The 21,363-nt window shown below is 48.7% G+C and carries 24 protein-coding genes; 3 read left to right on the top strand and 21 right to left on the bottom strand.

The window, feature by feature from the left end:
• Window positions 1–177 precede the first annotated feature (177 nt).
• The 15 genes from ureG to ACFQ2T_RS05655 all read right to left on the bottom strand — a co-directional run bounded on the left by ureG (window position 178) and on the right by ACFQ2T_RS05655 (window position 13,812).
• The gene (ureG, locus tag ACFQ2T_RS05585; RefSeq protein WP_379031641.1) at window positions 178–831 is read right to left on the bottom strand and encodes an urease accessory protein UreG; all 654 of its coding nucleotides are present in this window, start codon (window positions 829–831) and stop codon (window positions 178–180) included.
• A complete protein-coding gene (locus ACFQ2T_RS05590; RefSeq protein ID WP_379031643.1) occupies window positions 828–1,511 on the bottom strand; it encodes an urease accessory protein UreF in 684 nt (227 codons plus the stop codon). The genes ureG and ACFQ2T_RS05590 overlap by 4 nt, the downstream gene beginning before the upstream one ends.
• Window positions 1,504–1,992, bottom strand: coding sequence for an urease accessory protein UreE (ureE, locus tag ACFQ2T_RS05595; RefSeq protein WP_379031646.1), 489 nt, complete (start codon window positions 1,990–1,992; stop codon window positions 1,504–1,506). Before ureE ends, ACFQ2T_RS05590 begins: the two co-directional genes overlap by 8 nt.
• Before the next feature lie 2 nt (window positions 1,993–1,994).
• Complete coding sequence (gene ureC, locus ACFQ2T_RS05600; protein WP_379031648.1) at window positions 1,995–3,698, bottom strand: urease subunit alpha; 1,704 nt, start codon at window positions 3,696–3,698, stop codon at window positions 1,995–1,997.
• 37 nt (window positions 3,699–3,735) lie between these two features.
• Window positions 3,736–4,044: an urease subunit beta gene (locus tag ACFQ2T_RS05605; RefSeq protein WP_055826316.1), complete on the bottom strand. Its 309-nt coding sequence runs from the start codon at window positions 4,042–4,044 to the stop codon at window positions 3,736–3,738.
• A gap of 162 nt (window positions 4,045–4,206) precedes the next feature.
• A complete protein-coding gene (gene ureA / locus ACFQ2T_RS05610) occupies window positions 4,207–4,509 on the bottom strand; it encodes an urease subunit gamma (RefSeq protein ID WP_055826318.1) in 303 nt (100 codons plus the stop codon).
• A 64-nt stretch (window positions 4,510–4,573) separates the two neighbouring features.
• Entirely contained in the window at window positions 4,574–5,440 is an 867-nt protein-coding gene (locus ACFQ2T_RS05615) for an urease accessory protein UreD (RefSeq protein ID WP_379031652.1), read from the bottom strand.
• 141 nt (window positions 5,441–5,581) lie between these two features.
• Complete coding sequence (urtE, locus tag ACFQ2T_RS05620) at window positions 5,582–6,271, bottom strand: urea ABC transporter ATP-binding subunit UrtE (protein WP_379031653.1); 690 nt, start codon at window positions 6,269–6,271, stop codon at window positions 5,582–5,584.
• A gap of 11 nt (window positions 6,272–6,282) precedes the next feature.
• Complete coding sequence (gene urtD, locus ACFQ2T_RS05625; protein WP_379031656.1) at window positions 6,283–7,026, bottom strand: urea ABC transporter ATP-binding protein UrtD; 744 nt, start codon at window positions 7,024–7,026, stop codon at window positions 6,283–6,285.
• Window positions 7,023–8,306, bottom strand: coding sequence for an urea ABC transporter permease subunit UrtC (gene urtC / locus ACFQ2T_RS05630; RefSeq protein ID WP_379033902.1), 1,284 nt, complete (start codon window positions 8,304–8,306; stop codon window positions 7,023–7,025). The genes urtD and urtC overlap by 4 nt, the downstream gene beginning before the upstream one ends.
• A 223-nt stretch (window positions 8,307–8,529) precedes the next feature.
• The gene (gene urtB, locus ACFQ2T_RS05635) at window positions 8,530–9,447 is read right to left on the bottom strand and encodes an urea ABC transporter permease subunit UrtB (protein ID WP_379031659.1); all 918 of its coding nucleotides are present in this window, start codon (window positions 9,445–9,447) and stop codon (window positions 8,530–8,532) included.
• A 130-nt stretch (window positions 9,448–9,577) separates the two neighbouring features.
• Window positions 9,578–10,816, bottom strand: coding sequence for an urea ABC transporter substrate-binding protein (gene urtA / locus ACFQ2T_RS05640; protein WP_379031662.1), 1,239 nt, complete (start codon window positions 10,814–10,816; stop codon window positions 9,578–9,580).
• Window positions 10,817–10,970: 154 nt separating this feature from the next.
• The gene (locus tag ACFQ2T_RS05645) at window positions 10,971–11,309 is read right to left on the bottom strand and encodes an FmdB family zinc ribbon protein (RefSeq protein ID WP_055867841.1); all 339 of its coding nucleotides are present in this window, start codon (window positions 11,307–11,309) and stop codon (window positions 10,971–10,973) included.
• Between the two features lie 66 nt (window positions 11,310–11,375).
• A complete protein-coding gene (fmdA, locus tag ACFQ2T_RS05650; RefSeq protein WP_325241174.1) occupies window positions 11,376–12,599 on the bottom strand; it encodes a formamidase in 1,224 nt (407 codons plus the stop codon).
• A 40-nt stretch (window positions 12,600–12,639) separates the two neighbouring features.
• On the bottom strand, window positions 12,640–13,812 hold the full coding sequence (locus tag ACFQ2T_RS05655; RefSeq protein WP_379031666.1) for a porin: 1,173 nt from the start codon (window positions 13,810–13,812) through the stop codon (window positions 12,640–12,642).
• A 162-nt stretch (window positions 13,813–13,974) separates the two neighbouring features.
• On the opposite strand from ACFQ2T_RS05655, the gene ACFQ2T_RS05660 reads away from it, so the two are divergent.
• Window positions 13,975–14,610, top strand: coding sequence for a hypothetical protein (locus tag ACFQ2T_RS05660; RefSeq protein ID WP_379031669.1), 636 nt, complete (start codon window positions 13,975–13,977; stop codon window positions 14,608–14,610).
• 59 nt (window positions 14,611–14,669) lie between these two features.
• Here ACFQ2T_RS05660 and ACFQ2T_RS05665 read toward each other — a convergent pair whose 3' ends face one another.
• Together ACFQ2T_RS05665 and ACFQ2T_RS05670 are read right to left on the bottom strand one after the other, a co-directional pair.
• Window positions 14,670–15,572, bottom strand: a complete 903-nt coding sequence (locus ACFQ2T_RS05665) for a hypothetical protein (protein WP_379031672.1) — start codon at window positions 15,570–15,572, stop codon at window positions 14,670–14,672.
• A gap of 41 nt (window positions 15,573–15,613) precedes the next feature.
• Window positions 15,614–16,342 carry a hypothetical protein gene (locus ACFQ2T_RS05670; RefSeq protein ID WP_379031674.1) on the bottom strand — a complete coding sequence of 243 codons (729 nt, stop codon included), beginning with the start codon at window positions 16,340–16,342 and terminating at the stop codon, window positions 15,614–15,616.
• 365 nt (window positions 16,343–16,707) lie between these two features.
• Here ACFQ2T_RS05670 and ACFQ2T_RS05675 point away from each other — a divergent pair, with 365 nt between their 5' ends.
• Window positions 16,708–17,181: a hypothetical protein gene (locus ACFQ2T_RS05675; RefSeq protein WP_379031677.1), complete on the top strand. Its 474-nt coding sequence runs from the start codon at window positions 16,708–16,710 to the stop codon at window positions 17,179–17,181.
• Window positions 17,182–17,276: 95 nt separating this feature from the next.
• Window positions 17,277–17,633 (top strand): DUF2171 domain-containing protein, encoded by a 357-nt coding sequence (locus tag ACFQ2T_RS05680; RefSeq protein ID WP_379031679.1) that lies wholly within the window; start codon window positions 17,277–17,279, stop codon window positions 17,631–17,633.
• A 115-nt stretch (window positions 17,634–17,748) separates the two neighbouring features.
• Here the strand turns inward: ACFQ2T_RS05680 and ACFQ2T_RS05685 are convergent, their stop codons facing one another.
• From ACFQ2T_RS05685 to ACFQ2T_RS05700, 4 genes are read right to left on the bottom strand one after another with little or no spacing between them, the layout of a single operon-like run.
• Window positions 17,749–18,396, bottom strand: coding sequence for a tetratricopeptide repeat protein (locus ACFQ2T_RS05685; RefSeq protein WP_379031682.1), 648 nt, complete (start codon window positions 18,394–18,396; stop codon window positions 17,749–17,751).
• 18 nt (window positions 18,397–18,414) lie between these two features.
• Window positions 18,415–19,206, bottom strand: a complete 792-nt coding sequence (locus tag ACFQ2T_RS05690; RefSeq protein WP_379031685.1) for an SDR family oxidoreductase — start codon at window positions 19,204–19,206, stop codon at window positions 18,415–18,417.
• Window position 19,207: 1 nt separating this feature from the next.
• Window positions 19,208–19,873, bottom strand: a complete 666-nt coding sequence (locus tag ACFQ2T_RS05695; protein WP_379031688.1) for a TenA family transcriptional regulator — start codon at window positions 19,871–19,873, stop codon at window positions 19,208–19,210.
• The gene (locus tag ACFQ2T_RS05700) at window positions 19,870–21,363 is read right to left on the bottom strand and encodes an AMP-binding protein (protein ID WP_379031691.1); all 1,494 of its coding nucleotides are present in this window, start codon (window positions 21,361–21,363) and stop codon (window positions 19,870–19,872) included. Before ACFQ2T_RS05700 ends, ACFQ2T_RS05695 begins: the two co-directional genes overlap by 4 nt.

A 21,363-nucleotide genomic window follows, 5' to 3' on the forward strand; every position in this document is an offset into this window, starting at 1 on the left:
CTTCTCCCACAACATTCAACTACTAATAGATTACTTAATTTGCCCCAACCTCGGCCCTCAAAAAGGCTCGATCAGAAAATGATGGCTGTACGTTTGTGGCAAGGCGTGTAGGCGCAGGCAATACAATTGAGTACGGCAAGCCGACACAACACCGTCACGGACGTACAGCAATCATTTTTAAAGCATTAAGCCCTGTTTTTCGATAAAGCTGATAATCTCCTCCAGCCCCTGCTCACTCTTCAGGTTACTGAAAATAAAAGGCTTTGCTCCACGCATGCGTTTTGCATCCTGGTCCATCACTTCCAGCGAAGCGCCTACCATAGGCGCCAGGTCGATCTTGTTGATCACCAGCAAATCAGACTTGGTAATGCCGGGGCCACCCTTGCGCGGGATCTTCTCACCGGCAGCTACGTCGATCACATAAATCGTCAGGTCAGATAACTCGGGGCTGAATGTTGCCGCCAGGTTATCGCCACCACTTTCAACAAACACAATATCCAGCGTCTGGAAACGCTTGCTCAGCTGATCCACCGCTTCCAGGTTCATGGACGCATCCTCGCGAATCGCCGTATGTGGACAACCGCCGGTTTCCACGCCGATGATACGCTCAGGCGATAACGCCTCGTTGCGCGTCAGGAATTCGGCATCTTCCTTGGTGTAGATATCGTTAGTCACCACGGCAATGTTGTACAGCTCGCGCAAACGCTGGCAAAGCGCAAGTGTTAAAGCCGTTTTACCGGAGCCGACCGGGCCACCAATGCCGATACGTAAAGGCTCTTTGTAGTCGGTAACCGCGGGAGTGGGTGTTTCAAATTGGGTATGTATTTTCATGATCTGAATAATCTACTGTATTGCGTTTCGTGTTGGCAACCGGCAATGCTGAGTAAGGGGTTAAAGTTGCTCATGGCATCATCCGGCAATTGCATCGCGGCCTCTATTACTTGTGGCAAGCGCTCGCCCAAGCTCAGCAGGATGGTCTGCCCGGCCACCTGACCCAGCGGCACCGCCTTCATGGCAGCACTGGCCTGATTTTCCAGCCAACCCCAGATATAACCATGCAGCACCTGTTCGGCCGGAATTTGCCAGTGCTGGGCAATGGCTGCATATAAAGTCGGGAAAGCTGGCGATTCCAGTGCGTTAATCTGTGCCACCAATGCGGGCGACATGGGCTTGAGGTCATTCAGCAAACGCCGCAGGGAATAGCCCATTTGCCGCGTCTCTGCCCATCCTTCAGCGGTGTCCCGCCCTGCCTGGTAAAACATGTCCCACTCTTGCACTGCGACTAAATCCTGTGCCTGCCAGGCCTGGTATAAACGGTACAGCACCGGCAATTCAAAACGGGCCTGATAAATCTGCAAACTGTCGCCTATCCAGGCTTGTGCGGTTGCAACACTGGCAACCTCCCTCGACTCAATCGCCCACTCCAGCCCTTGCGAATAGCCATAAGCACCCACTGGCAACAGCGGGCTGGCCAATTGCAACAAGCGACTGAGTGCCAGGGCATTAACCATGCGCACGTCCATTATTTTTTGGCCGTAAAGAATGCAAGGCATCATCGCCATGGCGATGACCGCCGCCGTAAGCGCCGGCTTCCGGCTCAAAAGGCGCGTTAACCTCACTCACCTGCATGCCTAAACCCAACAGCATATCTCTCAGCACATAATCCTGCTCCAGGCGTAACCAGCCATCGCCAATCTGCAAAGGCACATGACGGTTACCTAAATGATAGGCGGCACACATCAGGTCGCGAGGTGTAGGTGCAATGACGTTATAGACCGGCTCTTGTGCTGCCACAATCTGGACGACCAGGCCATCCTCTGACTTGAGTAGATCGCCACCACGCAGGATGATGCCCCGGGTTAAAAACAATGCCGCTTCGTTGCCCGAGGCCAATTTCACGCGCAAGCGACTTTTCTGCCGCCGGTCAAAAGGCAGTTCGAGTGTGTCGTCTATATGGCCACTGACAGTGATACGTTCGGTTAAATGAATCATGTTTAGAATAAAAAGTAGCGTTGTGCCATAGGTAACACTTCTGCCGGCTCACAGACCAAAGGCATGCCATCAGCAAGCACTTCATAAGTTTCGGGATCGACGTCAATCTTGGGTAACCAGGTGTTATGTACCATGTCGGATTTTTTCAAGTCGCGTGTGCCTTTGACAGCGACTAAGGTTTTTTGCAGCCCCAGTGTTTTCAGCTCAGGATTATCCAGCCCGGCTTGAGAAACAAAGGTCACTGCTGTTTTGAGGCCACCGCCATATGCGCCAAACATGGGACGGTAATGTACGGGTTGCGGGGTTGGAATGGAAGCATTCGGATCACCCATCGCCGCCGCCGCAATCATGCCACCCTTGATAATGGTAAAAGGCTTCACTCCAAAGAATGCCGGTTTCCAGACCACCAGGTCAGCCAGCTTGCCCACTTCAACAGAACCAACCACATGCGAGACACCGTGAGTAATGGCCGGGTTGATGGTGTATTTAGCGATATAACGTTTGATGCGGAAATTATCGTTCCCTGCTGCGTCTTCCGCTAACGGTCCACGCTGGATTTTCATCTTATGCGCAGTTTGCCAGGTGCGGATAATCACTTCACCCACTCGCCCCATGGCCTGTGAATCAGACGACATCATCGAGAATGCGCCCAAGTCATGGAATATATCTTCCGCAGCAATGGTTTCGCGCCGGATGCGGCTTTCGGCAAACGCGATATCTTCTGCAATGGCCGGATCCAGGTGATGACAGACCATCAGCATATCCAGATGCTCATCAATGGTGTTGACGGTGAATGGGCGTGTCGGATTGGTAGAGGAAGGCAGTACATTCGGATAGCCAGCTGCCTTGATAATATCCGGCGCATGACCACCACCCGCACCTTCGGTATGGAAGGTATGGATGGTGCGGCCTTTGAACGCACCGATAGTAGTTTCAACAAAGCCTGATTCATTGAGGGTGTCCGAGTGGATGGCAACCTGCACATCCATTTCGTCAGCGACGCTCAGGCAATTATCAATCGCTGCCGGTGTTGTACCCCAGTCCTCGTGCAATTTAAGGCCAATCACACCCGCCCGCACTTGTTCACGCAGTGGTTCAGGCAAACTCACGTTCCCCTTACCAAGAAAACCCAGGTTCATGGGGAAGGCATCTGCGGCCTGCAACATGCGATGGATATGCCAAGGCCCTGGCGTACAGGTAGTGGCGAAAGTGCCCGTCGCCGGGCCGGTACCGCCACCAATCATGGTGGTGACGCCGGACATCAGTGCTTCCTCAATCTGTTGTGGACAGATAAAATGGATATGCGTATCAATGCCACCGGCCGTGATGATCATGCCTTCACCGGCAATGACTTCAGTACCAGCGCCTACCGCAATCGTGACGCCGGGCTGGATATCCGGGTTACCGGCCTTGCCAATGGCAGAAATATAGCCACCTTTGATGCCAATATCGGCTTTGACAATACCCCAGTGATCGATAATCAGTGCATTGGTAATCACGGTATCTGCGACTTCAGCTGCCAAGCCTTGCCCCTGGCCCATGCCATCACGGATCACCTTGCCACCGCCAAATTTCACTTCCTCGCCATAGATGGTGAAATCTTTTTCAACCTCAACCCACAACTCGGTATCCGCCAACCTTACCTTGTCACCGACAGTCGGGCCGAACATTTCAGCATAGGCGCGTTTATCCATTTTTACTGTCATTGTTTTTCCTTATTGCTCTGACTTTATTGCTCGCCTGCTATTTCAGCGCGCCCATGACTTTACCGGCAAAACCGTAGACCTCACGCTTGCCCACCAGTTTGACCAATTGCACCGTACGCGTCTGGCCTGGCTCAAAACGCACCGCAGTCCCCGCCGCAATATTTAAGCGGGCACCGTAAGCTAAAGCCCGGTCAAAAGACAACGCTTCATTCGTCTCATAAAAATGATAGTGTGAGCCGACCTGGATCGGCCGGTCACCCGTATTCGCCACATCCAGCGTCACCGTTTCGCGCCCTGTGTTTAATTCGATGTCGCCTGCTGCGACCTGCATTTCGCCGGGAATCATTTATAACTCCAATGAGTGTTATTTTGTTTTTTCAATCGATCAATACCATCAACGCTTGGCATGGTGCTGCAAGCGTAGAGGGCAAGGCGCACAACCGCAGACAGTACAATGAGTACGGCAAGGTTGTGCAACACCGCCATCTGCGCTTGCAGCACCATGCCTTTATGGAATCGGGTGGTGGACGGTGACTAGCTTCGTCCCATCCGGAAACGTCGCCTCAATCTGTATATCCGGAATCATCTCCGGCACCCCTTCCATCACCTCATCACGTGCCAGCAAAGTCGTGCCATAACTCATCAGTTCCGCCACCGTTTTGCCGTCCCGCGCGCCCTCCATGATCGCCGCGGAAATAAAAGCGACGGACTCAGGATAATTTAGCTTTAAACCACGTGCCTTGCGCCGCTCGGCCAACAGGGCGGCGGTGAAAATCAATAATTTATCTTTTTCTCTTGGGGTTAATTCCATAAGCGGCTAATTCCATAAATGGTGAGCTACGTAGACGAATGCTCTTTGACTGTCTCTGTGGCGATCAGGTGTTCCAGATGCGTGGCCTGATGGCGTCTTTTTGATAATACCACGGCCTTAAAATCTGCCAGCACTGCTCAAAATATTGCCTGGCCTGCTGCGATGCATTACCAATGTAACGGATACACAGCACCTCGGGTAAGGCCGTGATGCCTACTTTGGCATTTGACAACACTATCTCACGGCAGGCTTGTAACACTTCGGCAGGTACAGCGCCTGCACATACCAGAAAGGTGCCGAATACCGCTGCGCGCCCCAGACCCACTTGACTGGTCTTGACCAAATCATCCGCCTGCATGCGTGCACGCTCGTTCCAGATCAATCTACCATTTCGCGTGATACGCTGATTTAACTGGTAAAAACCACTTTGCCAGATTTCCTGTTGTGCCTGGCGGCCAAGACAAACGATATCCCAGGCCGCCAAAGTGGCATCTGCTGCCAGCGCTATTTCTGCAGAAAAGCCTACTTCTGCAGCATCAAATAAAATATTCTCCTGTGGCAACCATTCCAGGCCACTGCCTGCCGCCAATTGAAAGGTGAGCGTTTGTGTCGCTTTAGTACCATTTGCTTTGTACCATTTGCCGGCACCAGGCGTGGTCAACAAGGCTCTTGCACCTTCTCCTACTCGCACCTGTAAATGCAGTGCGTCGCCACCTGCCACACCACCTGGCGGATGCACCACCACTGCATGACAGATACCCTCGCCTTCCGGATGCAGGCTTTTCTGAACGACCAATGGGCCATGATGCAGACGATGTGCCAGGTAAGAGCGAGCATCACGTCTGGCAAATCCAAGTTCCAGCCTGGCTTGCCAGTGTTTAGCCGTTATACGCTGAGGTGGCGGAGCTATCGCATGTTTCAAATCGTCCATACCGGCATCATGCCACAGCTGAGAAAATTATTTTCAATACTTGCCACAGAGGACACAGAGAGCACAGAGATTTCAAACCAAACATGTGTTGAATTAAGTTTTTCTCTGTGAACTCGGTGTCCTCTGTGGCTGCAAATGCACTTACACAGACAGGTAACTCTTCACCTTGGCGGCATCCACATTATCGCGGGTATCTTCATGAATAAAACGGCCTTTATCGATGACGATAATTCGGTCAGCCACTTCCATGGTGAAGCTCAACACCTGCTCTGAGACAATGATGGTGATCTCACGCATCTTGCGGATTTCGTTGAGCACCCTGGCAATATCCTTGATGATGGAAGGCTGGATGCCTTCGGTTGGCTCATCCAGTAACAACACTTTAGGGTTGGTCACCAGCGCACGGGCAATCGCCAGTTGCTGTTGCTGACCACCTGACAGGTTACCGCCCTTGCGCTTGCGCATTTCATGCAGCACCGGGAACAAGGCAAAAATATCATCGGGAATCTCGCGGCTGGAAGACTTTTCCAACCCGGTTTCGATATTCTCCTGCACCGTCATGTTAGGGAAAATCCAGCGGCCTTGTGGTACATAAGCCAGGCCCTTCATCACGCGATCATGCGTAGCAGCGCCTTGCAGACTGACGCCATCCACGGTCGCTTTGCTGGCTTTACTCGGCAAAATACCCATCAATGACTTGAATAAGGTCGTTTTACCCATACCGTTGCGGCCCATAATCGCCAGGGTTTCGTTTTTGTTGGCTTTGAAGTTCAGGCCATGAATCACCTGACTTTGGCCATAACTCACCTGCAAATTCTCAATTTCAAACATGCTGTGCTCCTCTAATGGCCTAGATATACTTCAATGACTTTTTCGTCAGCTTGCACTTTTTCCATCGGCCCTTCGGCCAGGATCTTGCCCTGGTGCAGTACAGTGACCTTGTGTGCGATTTTCTTGACGAATTCCATGTCGTGCTCGATCACAATCACAGACCTGTTCTGGCAGATACGGTTAAGCAATTCAGCCGTCTGGTCGCGCTCTTTTGCGCTCATGCCGGCGACTGGCTCATCCAGCATCAACAACTCAGGTTCCTGCATCAGCAGCATGCCGATTTCCAGCCATTGTTTCTGGCCGTGGCTGAGCAAGGCTGATTCCATATCCAGGAACTCGGTCAGCATGATGTCTTCTGCAATCCTGCGCACACGGTCTTCCACTTCCTGTGTGCGTTTGAAAGTCAGGCTGCCAAACACACCGCGACCTTTCGGATAAGAGACTTCCAGGTTCTGGTACACCGACAAATTCTCGTAAATCGACGGGTTCTGGAATTTACGGCCTACCCCCGAACGCACGATTTCGTGCTCAGAAAGTTTGGTCAGCTCGGTATTGTTAAACTTGATAGACCCGGCGGTAGATTTGGTTTTACCGCAAATCAGGTCCAGCACCGTGGTTTTCCCGGCACCGTTAGGGCCCACCAGTACACGCAACTCGTTTTTGTCGATATACATGGTGAGGCTATCCACTGCTTTAAAGCCATCGAAGGAGACGGTCAAATCCTCTACTGCCAAGACGAAGTCGGTGTTACTCATGCTTCTGCTCCTCTTAATTTATTACCCTCGATTGCAGAAGTTGCATCTGCTTTCTTGCGCGGTGATCTCTTGGTGGCTACACCGGTAGAGTCTGTAGCCAGGGATGTTTCAATGCTTGTTTCGGTAAGTACTGCTTGCGCTTCTACCTTAGAAGTACTTACCTCAGGCTTTTTTACAGGTGCCTTGTCTTTGAACCAGCCATATTTAGTCGCGTACTTATCCCAGATACCAGCCAAACCGCTTGGGAAGAACATCACCACTGCGATAAACAGCCCGCCCATCAGGAACAGCCACATTTCAGGATAGGTTTCAGAGAATACGGTTTTTCCGTAATTCACCAGCAAGGTGCCGTATACCGCGCCAACCAGTGATGCACGGCCACCCACAGCACAGAAGATCACCATTTCAATCGATGGCACGATACCGACGAAGGAAGGTGACATAAAACCCACCTGCAGGGTAAACATGGCCCCACCCACTGCTGACATCATCGCAGCCAGGCAGAAGATAAAGATTTTGAAATTGGAAACGTCATAACCGGAGAAACGTACGCGCTCTTCTTTGTCACGCATCGCCAGCAACAACATACCGAACTTGCTGCTCATGATGTATTTGGACAGGAAAATCGCACCAAACAGCAACAAGCCGTTCACAAAGTACAGGATGTATTTGGCAGAATCACTACGGATATCCCAGCCCAGCATGGTGCGCAAGTCAGTCATGCCGTTCACACCACCGGTATAGCCTTGCTGACCGACAATCAGGATGCTTAAGATCAGCGCCACGGCTTGGGTAATGATGGAGAAATACACCCCGCCCACACGACGCTTGAACATTGCGTAACCGATGATGTAGGCGAACAATGCCGGAATGGTCAGCACGGCAAAGATGGTGAACGGCAAACTCTTGAACGGCTCCCAGAACCATGGCAAGGCAGTCAGCTGGTTCCAGTCCATAAAGTCAGGAATACCAGGGGTAGACTGGATTTTGGTGCTGAGCGGATCAGAAGCCTCCAGTTTCAGGAACATGGCCATCGCATAACCGCCAAGGCCGAAGAAGATACCCTGGCCTAAACTCAGGATACCACCGTGCCCCCACAGCATGACCAGGCCGACAGCGACAAACGCGTAAGTCAGGTATTTACCGATCAAATTGAGGCGGAAGATATCTACACCCAGTGGCAGTACAACGAAGATGATGGCAGCCAGTACAGCCAGGCTGATCGCACCTTCCTTACCACCCACTAACGGGCTGGCTTTGATTTTTTCCCATAATGTCATCAAGATTTCTCCTCTGTTGATGCGTTGATTCTATTGCGGCAGGGTTAAACACTTAATACGTCTTCTTACTTATAGAACTTTTACTCAATGGCTGCGCGGGACCATTACTGCGTTGCGCGGTGCTCGAAATCCTCATGTACTTTGTGTACATTGCGCTTTCTGTGCGCCGTGCGCCTTGTGCTGAATCCCGCTAGCTCATTGATTAACAGTCCTACACCCTTAATTACTTACGCAGTTTGGAGGCAAACAAGCCCTCTGGTTTCATCATCAGGATGGTGACGATGACGAGCAAGGTAGACACCTTACCCATAGAGCTGGTCATAAAGAATTGCAGGATAGATTGTGCCTGGGCGATACCGAAGGCAGAGGCAATCGTACCGACGATGCTGGCGGCACCACCAAACACCACCACCATAAAGCTGTCGACGATGTACAAGGTACCTGTGGTCGGGCCAGTGGAAGCAATGGTGGTAAATGCAGCACCTGCGATACCGGCAATGCCGCAACCAAGTGCAAATGTGACACGGTCAACTTTGGCGGTATTGATGCCTACTGCGCCAGCCATGGTGCGGTTTTGCACGGTGGCACGTACTCTAAGGCCCCAGCGGGATTTGTACATAAACATATACACACCGAAGGTCACCAGTGCTGCCAGCACCATCACGAACAAACCGTTGATTGGAATATCAATATCTGGTGTTGGATTCACGGAACCCAGCATCCACTCGGGCAATTCGGCACTCACTTCTTTGGCGCCAAATGAAGAACGGAAGATTTGCTGCATGACCAGGCTCAAACCCCAGGTGGCCAGCAAGGTATCCAGCGGCCGTTTATAAAGATGCCGGATCATGATGAATTCAATGAAGTAACCGACGGCGAACGCCAGCACAAAAGCAATCGCTATGGCAAATATAAAGTAATAATTGGTGAACCCGTAAGTTGCGGCCACTTTGGAAAGCATGACTGTAGTGTAAGCGCCTATGGTCATAAACTCGCCATGTGCCATGTTAATCACACCCATCTGCCCGAAAATAATCGCGAGACCTAGTGCCATCAGTAGCAACACTGTAAACATGCTCAGGCCTGAAAAGCCTTGCATCACCACAATATTGCCTATTTCTGCCATCGAATAACCAAACATAGCGGTCTCCTGTTAAATGCAATTTCTATAATGATTCTGTATTAAGTTTGTGTTACTTGGGTTTTATCATTTGGCCAAACGGTAGCCGCATTTAGCGGCTACCGTGTTAGCTATTTAAGACAACACCAGTTTATTGGTAGCCTTTTGGAAACGGATCAGGTTTGATGTAGCCAGAGGTGTAGACCACTTTCGCCTGGCCATCTTTGCCCCATTGACCGATACGCAGTTTGGTCGTCAGGTGATGGTTAGCTTCTACAGTCACAGGGCCTTCAGGTGCATCTTTGAACTCGTAGCCAGGCAATGCAGCTTGCACCTTGTCTACATCAAAGCTGCCAGCACGTTCAACCGCTGCTTTGTACAACCATGGGCCCAGGTAAGCTGCTTGTGTCACGTCGCCGATCACAGCATCTTTACCCCAGCGTTTTTTGAATGCTTCAACAAATTTCTTGTTTGCATCGTTGTCTTGCGACTGGAAGTATTTCATTGCTGAGTAGAAACCAGCCAGGTTCTCACCACCAATACCCAATACTTCATCTTCTGTTACGGAGATGGTCAGCATGGTTTGCTTGGTAGAGTTCAGGCCAGCTGCGTTCAACTGTTTGAACCAGGCCACGTTACTGCCGCCCACAACCGCTGCGTAAATCACGTCAGGTTTTTTCAGTTTGATTTTGTTGATCACAGAACCAAATTGCGTATCACCCAAAGCGATGTACTCTTCACCTACCACTTTGCCGCCCAGATGTTGCTCGATGTGTTTACGGGCAATTTTCATGGAAGTACGTGGCCAGATGTAATCAGAACCAATCAGGTAGAAAGTTTTGGCTTTCTTCTCTTTAGCGATCCAGTCCAGACCTGCCAGAATTTGCTGCGTGGCTTCCTGACCTGTGTAGAACACGTTTTTGGATTGCTCCAGACCTTCGTAGAAAGTCGGGTAGAACAGCAAGCCGTTGTCTTTTTCGAACACGGGCAAGGCAGCTTTACGCGAAGCGGATGTCCAGCAGCCCATTACAGAAGCCACTTTATCTTTTTCCAGCAGTTTCTTCGCTTTTTCAGCAAAAGTCGGCCAGTCAGATGCACCATCTTCCTGCACGACTTCGATCTTGCGACCCAGGATACCGCCCATGGCGTTGATCTGCTCAATCGCCAGTTTTTCAGCCTGGATAGAACCTGTTTCACTGATCGCCATCGTGCCGGTGGCGGAGTGCAGGATACCGACTTTGACGGTAGTGTCAGTCACAGCGAGGCCGGTGGTGTTCACTTTTGCTGTTGGGAAATCTGCAGCAAATGCGTGCCCGGTAACGAGACCCGCTGCCATCATGGCACCTAACATCGCGCCTTTGATAAAACCCCTTCTGTTCAAGGTACTCATTACAACTCTCCTTTAAAAATCAGTTCACTTCAAAATTAAACATTGCTTACTACATACTGTATTCAGGTACTGCATTTATTACGATGAGTGCTGTGTCCGGCCATCCATGGACGTTCAGGCTTAATGCCCTATCAGCTTTATTTGGTCGATCAGGCTAATGCCCGATCATCCAGGGCCTGGCCGTTTTCTTGGTTTGCATCTGCATCGCCGGTTTACCATTATCAGGATTCACCTTGGTGGTGGTTTTACAGGTATGTGAGCCTGTGCAACCACAACTTGAGCGACGGCCGCTGCGTGGCTCGTGGGCAGACTTCTCGTTACGTTCATGCGCGGACCGTTGCTGCTTGCCCATGATGGCCAGTTTCGGCACCGACAGGATGCGCGGGCTTTCTGACCCACAGCACTCGCAATCAGCTGGCAAACTGGACTCACTCATCTTGCGTAGCGCGGTAAACACACCACAACTGTCACACTCATATTCGTAAAGAGGCATCTGTCTATTTCCCTTCTAACTTATGCAAACCTGGCTTTTGAAAACTTGACCTTAAGTGCCTAAATCTTAGGTACTTGGCGCCACGCTAATGCCTGGCGGCACCTCGATCTTCGGTCCGTCAGCATTCGGGCGGATATCAAACTCAAAGATTTCAGTCGGTATCCACAAGGTTGCACACGCATTCGGGATATCTACGATGCCGCTGATATGCCCTTCTACCGGTGCAGTGCCAAGGATTGCCACTGCCTGTTCGCCGCTGTAACCGAATTTCTTCAGGTACTCGATCGCGTTCAGGCAAGCCTGGCGGTATGCAACGTGTACATCCAGGTAATGCTGCTTGCCAGCTTCATCCACCGAGATACCTTCAAAAATCACATAGTCACGATAAGTCGGTGTGATCGGGCTAGGCTGGAAAATCGGGTTTTTGATCGCATATTTCTTCACGCCGTCTTTGATCAGGCTGACCTTGATGTCCAGGTAACCGGCCATTTCAATCGCGCCACAGAAAGTGATTTCACCATCGCCTTGCGAGAAGTGCAGGTCACCCATGGAGAGGCCGCCATCCTTCACATAGACCGGGAAGAATATTTTTGAACCCTTGGTCAGGTTCTTGATGTCGCAGTTACCACCGTGGTCACGCGGCGGTACGGTACGTGCACCCTCAGCAGCCGCTTTTGTGGCAGCTTCACCGGACAACCGGCCCATTACGGCAGATTTCGGCTCAGGTGGCAGTGCCAGTGCCGGCACACGGTCCGGATCCGTTGCAATCAGCGCAGCTTCACGCTCATTCCAGGTTTCCAGTAATTCGCGTGATGGCAGGCAACCGATCAAACCCGGGTGCATGATGCCGGCATAACGTACTTTAGGCACATGGCGGGAAGTGGTATATACACCGTGGAAATCCCAGATCGACTTGCTGGCTTTAGGGAAATGGTCAGTCAGGAAACCACCGCCATTCTCCTTGGCGAACAGGCCGTTAAACCCCCACTGCTGGTCGTCGAAAGTGCCTACATCCAGAATCTCAACCACCATCAGGTCACCCGGTTCAGCACCTTCAACCCCGATAGGGCCGCTCAGGTAGTGCACCTGGGTCAGGTCCACATCACGGATATCGTTGGCGCTGTCGTTGTTACCGATCTGGCCGCCAGTCCAGTCCATGCACTCGACACGGAACTCGTCGCCTGGCTTGACCATGGCAATCATCGGCAGGTCCGGGTGCCAACGGTTATGAATCTGACCGTCTTGTTCCCAGGGCTTTTTATCCAAATCCAACTTCACTATTGTTTTCATTACACTCAGCTCCTTTGTGAGAAAGGCTTATAAGGTTTGATTAAAATTGCATCTGCAATGCGACTTTGAAGAAATTGTCGCTAGAGGTTGTCGGGGTATCTGTTTTGCCCACAGTGGCAGTGATGACTGAGTTATATGGGGCAATGATGTAATTAGCACCCACTTCAAAACGCTTGGTATCTGCACCGGTACGTGTATTAACGCTCGCAGCTGATGTCAGGCCATCTGCATCAAACTTCTGGTAACGGACGATAGGCATGATCTTGCCCCAGCCGACTGGATCGCTGAATAAATAACCAAGTCCTGCGGAGTAAGCTTTACCTTGTTCACCCAGAAATACATTGTCTGTATCGTAGTAGTAGTAAGCTGCTTCAGCTGAGAATGTGCCTGGACCTACATCCTTTTTCTCTAACAGAAAGTCGACACTGTAAGATTTATAATCACCGGCCAAACCACCAGTAGCCACCGCACCATCTTTTTTCATACGGCCAGCGATACCGATAGAGAGAATATCTTTGGCGCCAAAGTAGTTACCTGTGCCGTAATAGCCAGGCTCAGCATCCCAGAAGTTGTATTGAACGCGGCCGGCATACATCAGTTTATCTTTAACGGCTGCAGATTCACCTTGAGCCCCCACGCCACTGAAGCGGAAGGTTTTATCACCTTCAAATGCACCGAAAGAAACAGCCAAGTGATCTTCAAGGAAACTGGTTACAATCGCTACACCTTCATCACGACCAATGACACCGCCGTTCCAGCCGTAACGTGAAGCGATATTTGCCCAGTAGCCGCCACCCATGGAGTAGTAAGGACCTGCCATGTTCGCGCGGTCACTTGGAGACAGGAAACGACCTGCCCAAATTGCAACTTCAGGAGTCAATTGGAATTGCACGTTGGCGTCAATCACTTCAATATTGCTACCTACATCACTACCGCCACCGGATTTCTCAGTGTTCAACATCCCCTTGATGTATTTATTGAATGAGCCTGACAAATATAAACGCGCACTGTCCAGTGTGAAATCGTTAGAACGGTCACTGCCATTGTTGGACGCATCTTCAACAGAGTTGTAACTGGTGATAAAACCGAAGCCGGCACTGATATACTTGTCTTCACCAAAACTGATGGTGGCACCCGCATTGGCCATTTGCACACCGAGGCCACAAGCCATTGCTACCGCGGTATGCAAGGCACATTTTTTAATATTCATCATCTAAAACTCCCTTTCTCGTTAACTTCAAAACAATCACAGTCGATCAAAACTTGTGCCCAGATTAACGACAGGGACGTGTAGGACAAATACGTCAATTTGCGTAGGATGCTAAATAGCAAACATCGCTAGACTGCACATAACAAATTGAGAACAGGACTCGCAATGCGTCTTTTAACTTACTTATTTTTGATGGCTTTATTACCGGGATGTGGTGAGGTTTCTTACAAGCGCGGAGGTTCGCAGCAAGATATAGACAGGGCGCACCAAGCCTGCCGCGGCAGCGGCAATCAACTCGCCGCCTGCCTGGCAGAACAAGGCTGGCAAAAACCTCAAGTTGACGCCATGGACCCGCTGTTTGCGACAATAGAAACCCGTGACAACCATCAGGAAGTCATCAGCAAACCAAGTCCGTTTATTGAGATCACACCGGATAAAAAGGAAAAACCAGTCGCCGCTGCTGTTGCGAAAACACCACAGAATAGTGCTGCGACTACAACCAAGCCTACAGAGAAAGCAGCACCCACCGCAGCGGCAACGACAACCAACACGAACGCTGAAGATAAAACAGACAAAGCCGCCACCCACTCAACAGTGAACGACGGCCCGGATGTGACATACGCGATTAACTCATGGTGGAAAATGGGCGCGTTTCCAGACAAGCTGAAACGGGATCAAGTCTCATGCGAGAAAAAACTGGGGCCGGATTATTTACCCGACTACAAAACGCAGACGTTTAAACGCGCCTTTGTGGTCTGTATGCATGACTTGGGGTGGATGGCGATACGGAATATGAAATAGCAGGGCAATTGCTTAACTTGCAGTGACATAATCCACTGCAAGTTTAAGGTGCTGGTGTTTTAAATTTCAGTGACGGGCTCGCAAGCATTTTCAGGCGATTTCACTACTGGCGCAGAGATAAACACACCACGTAGGTTTTTAATTAACATGCGGTCACAATCTTTGTGAATCACTTGAGCACGCTCTACTTTGTCAGACAATCCTTCTTTGTAACGCACAGTTTGGAAAGGCTTGCTTTCTGCCGATTTACCAGCCGCAAAGGTTTGTAATGCAATATCGATGGACTGGGCATGCAGTTGTGAAGATATACCTTTAATATTTTCTCCCTGATTGCCTGTCCAGAACGATGAGGAGTCCGCACTATTTTCAGCAGCGGAAATGACCCTGATCATGCTTTTATGGGCCACTTCCGGTGTTTGGCCTGGTATGCGTATAACGACATTGTCATTGATAATAATGGTTTTCTGATCTTGTGTAAGCATGAAGGTTGGCGCGCTTTCGATGATCATCCTACGCTCAGAATAGGCTAGCGCTTTTAGATGCTCTGCCGCAGGCGTTAAAGATAGCCTGTCTATCGTCCTTTCTATTAACTCTCCATATTTAAAGTGATTGAGTGCCTCCTGATAGCTCGACAGCACTTGGTCAGCATTCAGTTGCAACTGATTTTTCTGTTCGTTTTTAACAGAGTTAATAATGAGGGCATGCGTGACGATTGCAGCAACAAGTCCTGCCGCACTGGGTGCGGGGTAAAGCATACCTCCTTTACCCGTCCCGGCTTCGTCCAGGCTATACACGCCATGGTAAACAACCGGCCCATCATTTGGTAACTCAAGCATCCATTGACTATTGCTTTTAAAAGGCAATGATAATGTGGTTGGCTTATTGGCTGGCTCAGCCATTGCACTTGAATTGAAAATAAGCATGTTTATAACCATGCTTACCAATAATAAAATTCGTTTCATTAATCCTCACCCTTTAAAAGCTTATTTTAGATTTGCTTCCGTTATTTGGTCACTGTAGGTGCAATTGTGGAAGTGATCATATTCCCCGAAAATGGGCTTAGAAACGAATCTTTACCGATTTCCATTGCTTGAAAATAGGCATTTGTCAGTCCAGGAAACGTAGTCGGCTCGTCCCAGTTTGATTCAGCACTTTTTGTCACTGAGACAGGCAAATACCAATCATAGGTATTGTCGGCTAAATTGACCATATAGCCCACGCCTTGCAAATTGCCTTTGGGATCGCTAGTGGGAATGTACGATGCATAAGTCCTGACGAAACCCAGACTGTTGATCTCAATCACCACTAACTTATTGATATTGTATTTTTGTTTAAAAGAGGAGAAATCCTTTGTAGCGACTTTGTCACCTTTTGCTCCAGAACTCTTTAAATCCTTTACATTCAAGGCTTCATCAATCACAAACACGTCAGCGCCCTTTTTCTTCAGCAACACTGCAAGCTGTTCTTTCACTGTTGGCAAGGTGTCGTATGTTAAGGTTTGAGTGTGTTTAGTGAGCGATGAGTTAGCAATTGAAGCAGCCGCTAGACATAACAAGCAGTCCGCACCAGGAAACTGGGTATCTATTTTCGGTAACGCAGTCATCGCTATACCGATACGTTGATTATTTGAAATCGCACTGTTCGAAAATGCGACTGGCGTTTGTGGTGCTGTCGCACAACCACTGATAAATATGACAAGTGCTACGGTTAATACCTTTAGATGAGTTTTCAATAAAAAATCCCTGATTAGTTTTTTATAAATTATTACAGCGCTAGGCTTAGTTGCTAAATTAAAAGCGCTTGCACTTTATCAAGAGATGTAAAGAATGACAATAGTCCTAATTGTAGGTAAATGCATCACATAAAATTTATTAAAGCCTTCCTGCAAATGCACTTAAGTAAGGCTATTATTGCCTGATCAAACCATGGAAGTTGACGAATCAGCTTAGGATAAATTCCTATTCGACTGTCAGTGCATTCCGACATAGCTATCAGATTTATGAGACTACTTTACTTTTGGACAGATTTTTAAAATGCGCTCAATGCATTTATTTCATGCTTAATTTTATGAGCATGTTTATTTGAGAGGGTAATACCATGATTAAAAATGTAGCGATGGGTGCAGTATTTTTAACAACTTCAGCGTTAGCCTTTGCAGATGGCGTCGCTGTCAGCATAGGTCAACCTGGATTTTATGGCCAGATTGTTTTAGGTGACCCCTACCCGCCCCCACAAGTTGTCTACGCGCAACCGGTGATTATCCAACCCCCACCTGTAGCTGTTGTGCAACCGCCTATGTATTTGCGTGTTCCACCTGGCCAAATGAAAAAATGGTCACGCTATTGCGGCCACTACGGCGCGTGTGGCAGACAGGTATATTTTGTCCAGGATTCCTGGTATCAAAACGTATATGCGCCTCGCTATGTATCTTACTCACATGATCATGGCGATTACAGGGGTAGAGACGACCACGGACATGACCATTATGACAACAGAGGTCACGGACCCAAGCATGGTGATCGTGGCCCTGGTAAAGGACGTGGCCATGGCAAAGGAAAAGACAAAGACTAGGCTTTTTTCCGTAATTCTTACAAAGTCATCAGCCATCTCCTGATAAACCATATCGGTCCTCACATTTATTATTTTGATTCGATGAAGAAAAATAAATGATGAATATTAAGGAAATTGGAATGATGAATGATTCCCAAAAAAACCTGGTAGAAGAAATTATTAATAACGTTGTGACCCCAGACGCAAGTAATGAAAGTCTACTGTCGCAGGAAAGAAACTTGAACATCAACCAGATTCTTCCTGAAATGCCGGTGGTTTGTTCGCAAGGCGGGCAGTTTGCAACAGTGGATCACCTTGAAGGCACTGACTGCATCAAGTTAAATAAGGATAGTACTGGCCAGCATCACTATATTCCGACCAGTTGGGTAACTAGCACTGAAAATGGCAAGGTTGTCGTTGATCGCCCTGGCGATGAAGCAATGAAAAATTGGTCGCTAACGCCAATTCATTGATGGATTGTTTGCTCTGAATGAATGTAATAAAAACAGACTCAAAGTTAACTCCTTGAGTCTGTTTGATTATCAGGCTTTCAATCCTGCTGGGTTTTATTATCCAAAAGAAAACAATTTAAACTTTACTCTTGGCTAACTTCAATCCTGCTTCAACTTCAGCTTTTCGGCCAGCATCCGCGTCTTCGCGTCCAATCCTCGGTGCGGCAACCAATGCTTTTTCATAATACGGAATGGCTTGCTTATATTCACCTTGTTCACTCAGAAAATCCGCATAGAAAAAGTTAGTATCTATACCAGCTGGATTTATCTGTAATGCCTTTTCAAGATAAGCTTTAGCTTTTTTCTTGTCACCGAATCCGATCGGCCAGCCTGGTACCTTGTAATATAGTGAACCTAAACTTGTGTATGCAGATCCCTGGAGTGCATTAGGATTAGATTTTTCGGCTGCAAGCAGCAAGTCACGTGCCTTCTCGGCAAGCTTTAGCGCGCCAAATCCACCTTTCGCTTTAGCATACCCAGCATTGGCAATGCCTTCCCAGATCAGGGCTTCCGGGGCATTAGCATTTCTCTCAGTGATGAGGTGCGCTTCTTCGGACAGATTTTTAAATGCGGACTCCTGTGCATCTTTAGGGGTGCTGTAATTTGCCTTCGCCCATTCGTGCTGCAAACTGGCAATACTCCCGTCAAGTTTTTCATCAGCGAGGACTAAATCGGAAAATAAACTGAGCAAGAGAACGGTAATAATTAGTCGAGAATGCTTCATGAGAATGCTCCTTTGAATTTATAAAAATTGACGTGCAATCTTTGTATCTTTTTTAATAGCACTGCTGATTAATTTTGGACACACGCCATTTAACCAGGCAAAGAATGACTGTGGCTGCCCGATAAACACTTCTTGTTGCTTTTTTTCAAGGCCCCGGACAATACGGTTGGCAACCACTACCGGCTCATCCATTTCACTGTTAGTCCTCTCCCACATGGCAACAGTATTGGCATCATTCATGGCAGTATTAATGCCTCTGGGTGCAATGTAAGTGACACCAATTTTGGTACCTGATAGCTCCCGGCGTAAGGATTGGGAAAATCCATGAATAGCGAACTTGCTGGCGCAGTACGTTGCAAAATGAGGAAAACCCAGTGAGCCGAATATTGAACCGACAAATACTATATGGCCTGTCCCTCTCAGCAGGTACTCAGCAAGCATGGCATTAGTGAGCTGAATGGGTATGGTGACATTTGTCTCTATCATTTGTCCGATTCGCTCTGGGCTCTGCTCTTCAAATTTGATGAAGTCCATGACACCCGCATTATTGATTAAAATATCGACCCCGCCCATATATCGACTGGCAGCTTTTGAAACTTGAGAAACTGCTCCAGTTTCACTTAGATCAATCCCAATAATGTGTGCACTCTTGCCAATCTGAGATAGCGAATTTTTCAATAGCAGCAATTTGGCCTCATCCCGGCCAACCAGTGTGAGCTCAGCGCCTTTCCTGGCAAGTGAGATTGCAAGTTCCTGGCCTAATCCACCAGTTGCGCCGGTCAGGAGAATTCGTTTTCCCTTGAGGTCCATATCAAGCCCTTACCATGAACTGCTCACCCAAATCAAGAAAGATATCAGCATACAGTTTGTAAAATACCTTGGCGGCATGCATCAATAATTGCTGATCTTTCTCATCGGAGATTTTGTTCACAATCTCCTCATAGAATTGCGTGTGCTCGACATCAAGAGCACCATGAGAAGCAAGATAACTAAAGCAGCTGGCTGGTAAATTCAGACTTTGAGAAATCGCTTTTGCTGCATGACTCGCCACTGCTGTACTCGTCCCTTCCAGCACTAATACCATGCCAAAAAAGCCGATTGGGTTGACCCGGTTAACCATATCATATGCATATGAAACCATCAGTTCAGTGGCCAGGCCTGGCTTGCCATGGCGTACTTTTTCTTTATCAAACCCGCAGGCTTCAATATCGTTCAGCACCCACTCCTGGTGGCCCATTTCTTCTTCAATATATTCGCCAGTCGCCACCCGTAACCATTCGTATCGCTCCTCTAAACGTCCGCCTGTAGACATAAGCAATGGAATAGTATGTTTAACATGGTGGTAAGCCTGTGTGAGGAATGCCACATAGGCTTCCAGGCTCAATTCACCTGCAGCACCACGTGTAATTAGCGGTAGGCTTAGCAGTGCATTTCTGTCCGGTTCGGTTGCTTGCAAAAGCTGTTCGTAAAAAGTCATGCCAATTCCTTGTATAAATGCTTAATCGCTGCCTGGTGTACTTTATAAATTGCCTGTCGTTTCAATCTGCCATTCGGGGTTAGCTGTTGATTGGCACTACTAAATGGGCTGACAGGCACCCACTGTTTGATACGGGCGTAATCTGGCAACTGTTGATTAATTTCAGCGATTGATTCGGAAATCAATTTTTCGGATATGCCTGGTTTACATACGATGAGTGCAATATTCCATGGCTGCGCTTCTCCATAAACACACGCTTGTGCAATGTACGGAGAATTCAATAAGGCACATTCAACCCATTCGGGTGAAACGTTTCGACCAAAGGATGTGATGAACATATTTTTCTTGCGCCCTTGGATATAAACGTATCCCTGCGCATCTAGGGTACCTATGTCTCCAGTGGCTAACCACTCATGGCGAGCAACGTCCGCTTGCCCGGTATAACCCAGGAAATGCGTCCCTTTCACCAATATCTCACCATCATCGGCCAGCTTGATTTCCAGATGTTGCAAAGGTTTACCCACACTGCCGACTTGATTTTCGGACTTGGTATTTAAAGCAACCACGGAGGCACATTCAGATAGCCCATAACCCTGATAGACGGGCACGCCAAGCTTATTGGCTCTGGACAATAACTGGCTCGACACAGCTGCACCACCGACGGCAAGAAAGCGCAAATTAGGCAGAGGCAAAGCCCCTGACTCAATCACACTGACCAGTGCATTGAGTAGCTCTGGAATGAAAATAGCCGTGTTGGCTTGCGTGTCCGATAGCGCATAATGCAATTGCTGAGCATCCAATTGAGTGCCATTCAATCCTACTTCCTTGCTGGAGAGTAAATGCACCTTTGCACCTGCAAGCAGGGCTGCATAAACGCCCGCTACATTTTCCAAAAGGGTAGACAGTGGCAATATGCATAAATGATTCGCTTCCCCAGTGATCCTGGTTGCTTCAACCACAGACTCGGCAACATTCAACATGCTTTCTACACATAAGCAGACACCTTTGGGGGTTCCGGTGGTGCCAGAGGTATAGGTAATTTTCACGGTTCCTTTTGGTAAACGCTTTGGTGGAACACTTAAATCGATTTGCATGACGCGCTTACCTGCAATCAGCAACGTCATTTTCCTTATGATTAAGTTTGCAAAAATCCTGCTGAATCGTTCAGGTTGATCTGTCATCAAGGTGCCGACACCGGCATCCAGAACCGCATGGTAGATTTGTGTGTCAGTGAAGAAAAATGGAAGTGGCACTGACGGAACTTCACAACCTAATATAGCGATGTCCAATACTACCCATGCCGGATGATTGGAAATTGCGAAAGCAATCGGCTGACAACTGCTATCGAATGCTAACTCGCGTCTCAGTTGATCAACTTCAAGCTGCAAATGCGCATAGGTAAGTGCTGTAGTACTACCCTGCAAGGCAATTGAGTGGGGGCTTAGTAAAGCATGCTTGGCTAAAGCCTGTTCGAAAGTAGCATATTGCAT

Origin of the sequence: Methylophilus flavus (assembly GCF_042678905.1) — a bacterium.
GTDB classification, from domain to species: Bacteria; Pseudomonadota; Gammaproteobacteria; order Burkholderiales; family Methylophilaceae; genus Methylophilus; species Methylophilus flavus.